The sequence below is a fragment of the Streptomyces sp. NPDC060205 genome (genome assembly GCF_042728395.1).
Taxonomy (GTDB): domain Bacteria; phylum Actinomycetota; class Actinomycetes; order Streptomycetales; family Streptomycetaceae; genus Streptomyces.
In genome coordinates, this window is the sequence record NZ_JBHWZP010000320.1 from 1 (window position 1) to 10,420 (window position 10,420).

Annotated in this window: 7 protein-coding genes; 1 reads left to right on the forward strand and 6 read right to left on the reverse strand. The window is 70.3% G+C overall.

Annotated features, from left to right (window positions below):
• Positions 1-65 precede the first annotated feature (65 nt).
• Together ACFWGJ_RS36015 and ACFWGJ_RS36020 are read right to left on the reverse strand one after the other, a co-directional pair.
• On the reverse strand, positions 66-335 hold the full coding sequence (locus ACFWGJ_RS36015; protein ID WP_387333026.1) for a hypothetical protein: 270 nt from the start codon (positions 333-335) through the stop codon (positions 66-68).
• A complete protein-coding gene (locus ACFWGJ_RS36020) occupies positions 332-1,279 on the reverse strand; it encodes an SPFH domain-containing protein (RefSeq protein ID WP_387333028.1) in 948 nt (315 codons plus the stop codon). Before ACFWGJ_RS36020 ends, ACFWGJ_RS36015 begins: the two co-directional genes overlap by 4 nt.
• A gap of 268 nt (positions 1,280-1,547) precedes the next feature.
• On the opposite strand from ACFWGJ_RS36020, the gene ACFWGJ_RS36025 reads away from it, so the two are divergent.
• Positions 1,548-3,839, forward strand: a complete 2,292-nt coding sequence (locus tag ACFWGJ_RS36025; protein WP_387333030.1) for a transglycosylase domain-containing protein — start codon at positions 1,548-1,550, stop codon at positions 3,837-3,839.
• A gap of 131 nt (positions 3,840-3,970) precedes the next feature.
• Here ACFWGJ_RS36025 and ACFWGJ_RS36030 read toward each other — a convergent pair whose 3' ends face one another.
• The 4 genes from ACFWGJ_RS36030 to ACFWGJ_RS36045 all read right to left on the reverse strand — a co-directional run bounded on the left by ACFWGJ_RS36030 (position 3,971) and on the right by ACFWGJ_RS36045 (position 10,270).
• Entirely contained in the window at positions 3,971-5,434 is a 1,464-nt protein-coding gene (locus ACFWGJ_RS36030; protein WP_387333032.1) for a catalase, read from the reverse strand.
• A gap of 168 nt (positions 5,435-5,602) precedes the next feature.
• Positions 5,603-7,744: a SpoIIE family protein phosphatase gene (locus ACFWGJ_RS36035; protein ID WP_387333034.1), complete on the reverse strand. Its 2,142-nt coding sequence runs from the start codon at positions 7,742-7,744 to the stop codon at positions 5,603-5,605.
• Positions 7,745-8,119: 375 nt separating this feature from the next.
• Entirely contained in the window at positions 8,120-8,812 is a 693-nt protein-coding gene (locus tag ACFWGJ_RS36040) for a DUF402 domain-containing protein (RefSeq protein ID WP_387333036.1), read from the reverse strand.
• 72 nt (positions 8,813-8,884) lie between these two features.
• Positions 8,885-10,270, reverse strand: a complete 1,386-nt coding sequence (locus tag ACFWGJ_RS36045) for a class II fumarate hydratase (RefSeq protein ID WP_387333038.1) — start codon at positions 10,268-10,270, stop codon at positions 8,885-8,887.
• Positions 10,271-10,420: the final 150 nt, after the last annotated feature.

The following is a 10,420-nucleotide window of genomic DNA, read 5'->3' on the forward strand; positions in this document are numbered from 1 at the left end:
GCTTTCAGGGGCGCGGGGAACTGCGCGGCCAGCCCCAACGGACCCGCACCCGACAACGGTCCCGCCTACTCCTCCCCCTCCTCGGAGAGGGGAGGGCGGCCCCGGCGGGGGAGGGGGCCGGCTCCGCCGGGGAGGCGGCCCGCCTCGCCCAGGGCCCGGCGCAGCAGGAACTCGATCTGCGCGTTGGCCGAGCGCAACTCGTCCCCGGCCCACCGCGCCAACGCCTCGTACACCAGCGGATCCAGCCGCAACAGCACCTGCTTGCGCTGCTGCTGCGCCCGCCGCCGAGGGGGCTCGGGGGGAGTCGGAGGGGCCCCCTCCGGAGAGGAACTCACTGGTAGAGGGACCCCGTGTTCAGGACGGGCTGCGGCGCCCGGTCCCCGCACAGCACCACCATCAGATTGGACACCATCGCCGCCTTCCGCTCGGAGTCCAGCTCCACGATGTCCCGCTCGGAGATCCGCGCGAGCGCGGCCTCCACCATGCCGACCGCCCCGTCCACGATCTGGCGCCGCGCGGCGACGACCGCCCCCGCCTGCTGCCGCTGGAGCATCGCCGAGGCGATCTCGGGCGCGTACGCGAGATGCGTGAAGCGGGACTCGATGATCTGCACGCCCGCCGCGTCGACCCGCGCCCGCAGTTCGACCGCGAGCTTCTCGGTGATCTCCTCCGCGTTGCCCCGCAGTGACAGGCCCTCCTCGTCGTGGGCGTCGTACGGGTACTCGATCGCGATGTGCCGCACGGCCGCCTCGGTCTGGGTGGCGACGAACTCCAGGAAGTCGTCCACCTCGAAGCTGGCCTGCGCGGTGTCCTCGACCCGCCACACCACGACGGCGGCCAGCTCGATCGGGTTGCCGTAGGCGTCGTTCACCTTGAGGACGGCCGTCTCGTGATTGCGTACCCGCGTCGAGATCTTCGTACGGGACGTGAGCGGGTTGACCCAGCGCAGCCCGTCCTCGCGGATCGTGCCGCGGTAGCGCCCGAAGAGCTGGACGACGCGGGCCTCGCCGGGCGCCACCATGTTCAGACCGCACATGGCGATGAAGGCCGCGAGGCCGATCAGGATGCCGGCCACGATGAGCACGGCCTTGCCGCCGGCGGCGTCCACCGCGGTGGCGGAGACGACCAGCGCGGCGCCCAGCAGCAGTCCGACGAGGCCGAGCAGCAGCGCGAGCCCGCCGCCGATGCTGTGCGCGGATACTTCCCGGACGCGCGGAGCGGGCATCTCGGGCAGGTCGGTGGTGTCCTGGGTGTGGTCCGGAGAGTCGTGTGCGGACATGAGTGTTCCCCCGTTTCTCGGTGCTTCTGGGTGCCGTCGCCCCTTGTGCGGACGTCCGGCGCGACCTATCTAAGTGATATCACTTTACCCGCCACAGCAACCTTCCACTCCCGTGAATCGTCGGTTCCAGTGGGGTGGGTGCTGATTCTCACGTCCGTAAAAGGCCGGATCGACAGGCGTTTGTCCGCAGCTGCGGTGTTAGTTTGCTGAGCTGGCCCGAGCGATGAACCTGTGAGACACGAGAGACGGAAGCGGAGCGGACGTACCCATGGGACGAGCGGATGAGAGACGAGCGCGGCAGCGCGGTGGACACCGCGGCGCGCCGAAACGCTCGTCCAGGGCGGAGGGCAAGACCGGCAAGAGCGGTATACGCCGGTTCTTCACCTGGAAGAAGATCCTCGGCACGTTCTTCGGTCTCTGTCTGCTCGGGATGGCCGCCTTCGTGGGGCTCTATCTGATGATCGACGTCCCCAAGGGGAACGCGGCGGCGGTCCAGCAGAGCAACATCTACAAGTACGCCAACGGCGACACGCTCGCCCGCGACGGGGAGGTCAACCGCGAGCTGGTCGACCTGAACCAGGTCTCCAAGGGCGTCCGGATGACCTTCGTCGCCGCCGAGAACAAGTCCTTCTACAAGGACTCGGGCGTCGACCTGAAGGGCACCGCCCGCGGTCTGCTCAACACCCTGTCCGGCAAGGGCAAGCAGGGTGGCTCGACGATCACCCAGCAGTACGTCAAGAACTACTACCTCACGCAGGACCAGACCGTCACGCGCAAGCTGAAGGAACTGGTCATCTCGCTGAAGGTGGACCGCCAGCAGTCCAAGGACGCCATCCTCGCGGGGTACATCAACACCAGCTACTACGGCCGTAACGCCTGGGGCATCCAGGCCGCCGCGCAGGCGTACTACCAGGTGGACGCGGACAAGCTCAGCGTCCCCCAGAGCGCGTATCTCGCCGCGCTGCTCCAGGCCCCCAGCCAGTACGACTGGGCGGTGGCGAGCGACACCAGCAAGAAGCTCGTCAAGAACCGCTGGAACTACGTCCTCGACAACATGGTCGAGGAGGGCTGGCTGGACTCCGCCAAGCGCGCAGACATGACGTTCCCCGTGCCGAAGGACCCCAAGGGCGCACCCGGCCTGGAGGGCCAGGCCGGCTACCTGGTGGAGGCCGCCAACTCGACGCTGGAGAAGCAGCTCGTCGAGGACGGCACGGCCTCCGACCCGGACGAGGCCGCGAGGATGGTCAAGGCGGGCGGCTGGACCATCACGCTGAACATCGACAAGAAGAAGCAGGCCCAGCTGGAGAAGGCCGTCAAGGCCAAGCTGACCAGCAAGCTCGACGGGAAGAAGCGGGACGTCGACGCCGACATCCAGGCCGGCGCCGCCTCCGTCGACCCGAAGACGGGCCGGGTCCTCGCGATGTACGGCGGCGTGGACTACGTGAAGCACTTCACGAACAACGCGACGCGCCGCGACTACCAGCCCGCCTCCACCTTCAAGCCCGTCATCCTGGCCGCGGCCGTCGACCAGGACGCCACGACCCAGGACGACGACCCGATCACGGCGAACACGATCTACGACGGCACGAGCAAGCGTCCCGTCGTCGACGACGGGACGAAGGTCGGTTTCTCCCCGCCGAACGAGGACGACGTCGACTACGGCGACGTCGACGTCCAGACCGCGATGAACAAGTCCATCAACTCCGTCTTCGCGCAGATGGGCGTCGACGTCGGCATGGACCAGGTCATGAAGACCGCGGGCGAGCTGGGCATGGACGTCGAGGGCGTCAAGTCGGTGCCCGCCCAGACCCTCGGCACGATGGGCGCGAGCCCGCTGGAGATGGCCGGCGTCTACGCGACCCTCGACAACCACGGCAAGAAGGTCACCCCGGCCGTCATCAAGAAGGTCGAGCACAAGGACCGCGCGGTCAAGTTCCCCGACCCGATCGGCGACCAGGTCATCAGCCCCGAGGCCGCCGACACCGTCACCTCGGTGCTGACGGGCGTGGTCGACGACGGTACGGCCCGCACCTCCGTGCGGGACAACCCGTCGCGGAACGGGCAGCAGGTCGCGGGCAAGACCGGTACGTCCGACTTCAACAGGTCGGCCTGGTTCACCGGTTACACCCCCGACCTGGTCACCTCGGTCGGGATGTTCGGCGAGGACGCGAAGTCCCACGCGCAGGTGACGATGCAGGGTGCCACCGGTCTGCTGCCGGGCAAGGGCCGCGTCAACGGCGGTGGCTATCCCGCGCAGATCTGGGCGGCGTACACCTTCGACGCGATGGGTGAGGTGACCAGGTTCGACCTGGACACGAAGCAGGGTGCGGCGGTCAAGCCGACCCCGACGCCGACGGTCAGCTCCACGCCGACGACGCCGTCCGCGGAGCCCTCCACGGAGGATCCGACGACGAAACCGCCGACGAGCACGTCCCCGCCGGAGTCCACTCCCGAGGAGACCCCCACGGAAGAGGACCCGACGCCCACGACGAGCGCTCCGTCGTCCCCGGGAGGTATCGAACTACCCCCGGACCCGGACGACCCTCAGTCGGACGACTGACCTGCGGTGCGGCCCGGTGGGGGCGGGCCGCGCAGTTCCCCGCGCCGCGCCCCTACGAGGGGCTGCGCCCCATCAGGGGCGCGGGGAACTGCGCGGCCGGCCACAGCGGACCCGCAGCTCCCCGCCGGCGTTCACGCCCCCCTGACCGCCTGGGCGATCCGGTCGCCGATCCCCTTGTCGACGTTCCGCCAGTACTGGAACGCCCGTTCAAGCACAGGCTGCGAAACATCGGCCAACAGATGCCCACTGACGTTGGCCACGAGCCGCTCACGCTGAGCGTCATCAAGGACCTGCCGAACCATCGTCCCGGCCTGCCCGAAGTCGTCGTCCTCGCGATGCCGCTTCGTGGCCTCCCGCACCAGCTCCCCCGCGGTCTGCCAGCTCGCCGGCTCACCGAACCGCCCGAAGTCGGCCGCGGGCCCGCCGTACGAGTTGGGCGCGTACGGCCGCGCCGCGTTCGACGGCACGTACCGCATCGGCCCGTCCTTGGCGTACGAGTTCACCGCCGAGTGCGGCCGGTTGGGCGGCAGCTGCGCGTAGTTCGGGCCGATCCGGTACCGGTGGGTGTCCGGGTACGAGAAGAGCCGGCCGAGCAGCATCTTGTCCGGCGAGGGCCCGATGCCCGGCACCAGGTTGGACGGCTCGAAGGCAGCCTGCTCGATGTGGACGAAGTAGTCCTCGGGGTTCTTGTCGAGGACCATCCGGCCGACGTCGATCAGCGGGTAGTCGCCGTGCGGCCACACCTTCGTCAGGTCGAAGGGGTTGAAGCGGTAGTCCGCCGCGTCCTCGAACGGCATGATCTGCACCTTGAGGGTCCAGCTCGGCGCGTTCCCGGCCTCGATCGACTCGTACAGGTCGCGGCGGTGCTTGTCCGCGTCCGAACCGGCCAGCTCGTCGGCCTCGGCCTGCGTGAGGAACTCGATGCCCTGGTCGGTCTTGAAGTGGTACTTCACCCAGAACCGCTCGCCGCCGCCGTTGATCCACATGTAGGTGTGGGACGAGTAGCCGTTCATGTGGCGGTACGTCCTCGGGACGCCCCGGTCGCCCATCAGCCAGGTCACCTGGTGCGCGGACTCGGGTGAGAGCGTCCAGAAGTCCCACTGCATGTCGTTGCTGCGCAGCCCGGTCACCGGGTGGCGCTTCTGCGAGCGGATGAAGTCCTGGAACTTGATCGTGTCCCGCACGAAGAAGACCGGCGTGTTGTTGCCGACCATGTCGTAGTTGCCGTGCTCGGTGTAGAACTTCAGCGCGAAACCGCGCGGGTCGCGCCAGGTGTCGGGGGAGCCCTGCTCACCCGCGACGGTGGAGAAGCGCGCCAGCATGTCCGTGCGTTTCCCGGGCTGGAAGAGATCGGCCCGGGTGAACTGGCTGACGTCATTGGTGACTTCGAAGAAGCCGTACGCGCCACTGCCCTTGGCGTGCACCACCCGCTCCGGTACCCGCTCCCGGTTGAACTGGGCCATCTTCTCGATGAGGTAATGGTCCTGGAGCAGGATCGGGCCGTCGGGGCCGACGGTGAGCGAGTGTTCGTCGCTCTCCACCGGAATCCCGACGTTGTTCGTGGTGTACGGAGCCTGGTCGGGTGCCTGCGTCACGAGCGTCCTCCCGTTCGAGAAGAGTCGATTGGTCGCTTCGCTCACCCAGCAGTCAACTCCGCCGACGGGATGTCGGCAACATTTGGACGGGGTCTGATTCCGGTTCGATTCCAACCCGCGTCCGGGGTCGCCGAAGCCACTGCCAGGGGCATCCCGCGCGGGTACCCCTCAGCTGTGGTTCAACTCGAACCAGACGACCTTTCCCGCACTGAGCCGGGTCGCGCCCCACCGCCTGGCCAGCTTGTTCACCAGGTAGAGACCGCGTCCGCCCTCGTCCGTGGCGCGCGCCTGCCGCAGCCGGGGCAGCTGCGGGACGTCGTCGCCGACCTCGCAGCGCAGCACGTCGGTCCGCAGCAGCCGCAGCGTCACGGGCCGCGACGCGTACCGTACGGCGTTGGTGACGACCTCGCTGACGAGCAGCTCCACGGAGTCCGTGAGCTCCTCCAGGTCCCAGCGGGACAGCGCCTTGCGGGCCAGCCGGCGGGCCCGGCCGGGCGCCGCGTCCTCCGGGTCCAGATGCCACAGCGCGACATCGCTCGGCGCGATCCCGTCGAAGCGGGCGGCGAGCAGCGCGATGTCGTCGTCCCGGTCACCCGGGCCGAGCATGTCGAGCACCTCGTCGCACAGCGCTTCCAGGGGCGGCGGATGGTCCGGTCCGGTCAGCTGGGCGGTCGCGGCGATCCGCTCGCGCAGCTGCTCTATCCCGGTCCACACGTCACGCAGCCGCGACTCGACCAGCCCGTCGGTGTACAGCAGCAGCGTGGCGCCCGCGGGCGCGTCCAGCTCGACCGCCTCGAAGTCCACGCCCCCTACGCCGATGGGAGCACCCGGCGGTACGCGCAGCACCTCGGCCCGCCCGCCCAGATGCAGCAGTACGGGCGGGGGATGGCCGGCGTTGGCGATGGTGATGCGGTGCGCGACCGGGTCGTACACCGCGTACAGGCAGGTCGCCATGCGGTCGGTGCCCAGGCGCTGGGCCTGCTCGTCCAGGTGGTGCAGGACCTCCTGCGGCGGCAGGTCGAGCCCGGCGAGGGTCTGCGCGGTCGTGCGCAGCTGGCCCATGATCGCCGCGGAGGTCATGGAGTGGCCCATGACGTCCCCCACGACGAGGGCGACCCGGCTGCCGGGCAGCGGGATCGCGTCGTACCAGTCCCCGCCGACCCGCGCGGTCTCGGCGGCCGGCAGGTAGCGGGACGCCAGGCGCACACCGGTCGGCCGGGGCAGGGTCTCCGGCAGCATCGTGCGCTGCAGTTCGTCGGCGATGTACGCCTCGCGCCCGTACAGCACAGCCTTGTCGATGCCGAGCGCGCTGTGCGTGGCGAGCTGCGCCGCGACCAGCAGGTCGTCGGTCTCGAAGGCCGGCCGGTCGGGGCGGCGCAGGAACAGCGCGGCACCGATCACGCGCCGCCGGCCGCGCAGCGGCGCGAGGATCGCACGCTGGCCGCCGGGCACGCTCAGGTCGTCGCCGATCAGCTCGGGCAGCGCGGCCCGGGCGGCGGGCGCGTCCGCGAAGACGGGCCGCACCCCGCGCAGCACCTCGTTCAGGGCGCCACCGGGCCGTACGGTGCACAGCTCGGCGGTGATGCCGACGTCCGGCTCGGGCTGCAGCGCGGGCAGCAGGAAGCCCTCGGTGTCCCGGTCCTCGGGGATGCGGTCCGTGCGCCGCAGCCGCAGCACGACGGGCCCGGTGGGCCGCTCGTCGCCCACCGGCAGCGGGTCGCGCAGATAGACGAGGATCGCGTCCGAGAAGGTCGGCACGGTGGCCCGGCACAGCCCCATCACGATCTCGTCGAGGTCGATGCCGCGGGCGATCCGCCGGGTGGCGGCGCCCACGAAGCGCAGCCGGTCGCCGTCCCGGCGCATGGGCATGGGCGCGCCGGGCGCCGGGCTCTGTCCCGTACGACGGTCCTTGCCGCCCAGCTGGACGGCGGCCTCCGCGCCGGATGTGCCGCCCAGGGACTCGGGCCGCGGCCGGTGCGGATCGGGCTCGCCGGCCGGTTCGGTGGCCGACGGCTGTGAGTGCTCGGGCCCGGAACCGGCGGGCGCGCCCGGGGCGGCGGCCTGTGCGTCCGCGGTCACGGGTGCGCCGACCGGTTTCTGGCCGTCGGGAACGGGCATGCCGACGGCCCCCGGCGAACCGGGGGTGTCGTCAGGCCGTCCCTGCGCCGGTAAACCGGGTGAGCCCTGTGCGGGCGGCTCCGGGGTACGCAGAAGCGCCCCGCGAGGGTCCGCGGGGGCCGTGGGCCTGGCAGCGCTGGGCTGTCGGCGCTCATGGGAGGTGGGGTGCTCCGTCACGCGTGTCGAATCCATCCGTCCGGTGCTGCGCGCCGTGCGTGCAGTTCGTCCCGCAGAGAGCCCGATACCCGGAATGCGTGCCCCAGGAACGGAATCCCCGCGTGATCAGACAGCCTCTCAGAAGAATGACCTTCGGACACCGGCGGGAACAGCCTGATTCGCCGGCGCCGGGTCGTACCGCTGTGACCCTCGTACCCCACGCTCACGTCCTGCCGCCCCTCGGTGACGTTCGGTCAAGCCCAGCGCCCTGTGCGGGAGTTGCCGTGGCGCGTCCGCACGCCACCCGACCACCACTCCTCAACGGCGGTGTCGCGCACCGACCCTGACTGTTCGTTCCGTGCGTTGCGGAGGACGATCCTACGGTTCTACCACGGGGGCGTATCAAGGGTCTCACGTGGACACGTGCGCGGGCGTGCGATCCCAGTCGTCGGGCAGGGACGGTACGGACCAGGCGGGATCGGGCCGCCAGTGCTGCCAGCCGTCGCAGAACGGCGGGCCCCAGCGGCGGATCACCTCCACCGCGGCGCGTCCTGCCTCGCCGACGCGCGCGGCCAGCCGTTCGTCCATCAGGCCGTCCCGCTGGGCCTGCGCGAACTCGTCCTCGTCGCGCCAGCCCCAAGTGCGGTCCGGGTGTACCGAGATGTCCAGGAAGTGGTCCTCGGAGTCGACACCGCCGGCCCATCTGGCCAGCGGTTCCTCCAAGTTGACGTACCAGTTCTTGAACTGCCAGCCCGGCTCCCAGAACAGCCACACCGACCAGGGCTCGCCGGGCCGCGCCAGCTTCAGCACGCCCGTGCCGAACCAGCGGTCGCGCTGCACGGTCCGCGGCTTGGTGTACCGGGTCTCCAGCGGCTCCGCGTGCACCGGCGTGCCGTCCGTGAGGACGGGCTTCACGCACTCCGTCCCCGGCGCCAGCCACACGGCGAGCAGATCGCCGTCGTCCCGCACGACGGTCACGGGACGCGCGATGTGGATGCGGTCGCCGGCGTTCTCCCGGTACCGCCACAGGATCTGACTCCCGGGGTTCCAGTACGCCGCCGAACCGCCCGCTTCCACGTGTGTCACCGCTCCACCCTCTGCCATGAACAGATATTAGGTGCCCAAGGCATACGACGCTGCGGTAAGCGCCATGGTTCGTCCGCTCGCCGGACGACGTTACGGCCTTGTCATCCGCAGGACATCCAGAGCCTCGTCCAGCTGCTCCCGGGTGAGGTCGCCGCGCTCCACGTACCCCGAATCCAGGACGACCTCGCGGATGGTCCTCCGCTCGGCGAGCGCCTTCTTGGCGACCTTGGCGGCCTCCTCGTACCCGATGTACTTGTTCAGCGGTGTCACGACCGACGGCGACGACTCGGCGTACTCGCGGGCCCGCTCGCGGTTGGCCGTGATGCCGTCCACGGTCCGGTCGGCGAGCAGCCGGGAGACGTTCGCGAGCAGCCGCACGGACTCCAGGACGTTCTTCGCGATGACCGGCAGCATGACGTTCAGCTCGAAGTTGCCGGAGGCGCCCGCGACGCCGATCGTGGCGTCGTTGCCGACCACCTGCGCGGCCACCATCAGCACGGCCTCGGGAATCACCGGATTCACCTTGCCGGGCATGATCGACGAACCGGGCTGCAGATCGGGCAGGTTGATCTCCGCGAGACCCGTCCGCGGCCCGGACGCCATCCACCGCAGATCGTTCGCGATCTTCGTGAGCCCCACGGCGATGGTCCGCAGCTGGCCGCTGGTCTCGACGACCCCGTCCCGCGCGCCCTGCGCCTCGAAGTGGTCGCGGGCCTCGGTGAGCGGCAGCCCGGTGGTGCGCGCGACCTCGGCGATCACGGCGCCGGAGAACCCGGGCGGCGTGTTGATCCCGGTCCCGACGGCCGTCCCCCCGAGCGGCAGCTCGGCGAGCCGGGGCAGGGAGGCCTCCAGCCGCTCGATCCCGTACCGCACCTGCGCCGCGTACCCGCCGAACTCCTGGCCCAGCGTCACCGGCGTGGCGTCCATGAGATGGGTCCGCCCGGACTTCACCACATCGGCGAACTCCTCGGACTTGCGGCTCAGCGACGCGGCGAGGTGTTCGAGCGCCGGGACGAGATCGCGGGTGACGGCGGCGGTCGCGGCGATGTGCAGGGAGGAGGGGAAGACGTCGTTGCTGGACTGCGAGGCGTTCACATGGTCGTTCGGGTGTACGTCCCTGCCGAGCCGTTCCGTCGCCAGCGTGGCGAGGACCTCGTTCGTGTTCATGTTGGACGAGGTCCCCGAACCCGTCTGGAAGACGTCCACGGGGAAGTGCGCGTCCCACTTCCCGTCCGCGACCTCGGCCGCCGCCTCCTGGATCGCCTCCGCGACGTCCTTGTCCAGCACCCCGAGGCCCGCGTTCACCTTGGCCGCGGCCGCCTTGATCCTGGCCAGGGCCTCGATGTGCGCGCGCTCCAGATGCTGCCCGGAGATCGGGAAGTTCTCGACGGCGCGCTGGGTCTGGGCCCGCCACTTCGCGTCCGCGGGGACGTGGACCTCGCCCATGGAGTCGTGTTCGATGCGGTAGTCGGTCATAGCAGGTATATCGCCCCCGCCGCCCCTACCCATTCCCGTCCCGCATGGGGGCTGCGCCCCCTCGCCCCCCTGATCGCGCTGCGCGCTCGTCCTCAAACGCCGGACGGGCTGAAGATATCCGCCGGTCCGGCGACATCTCAGCCCGTCCGG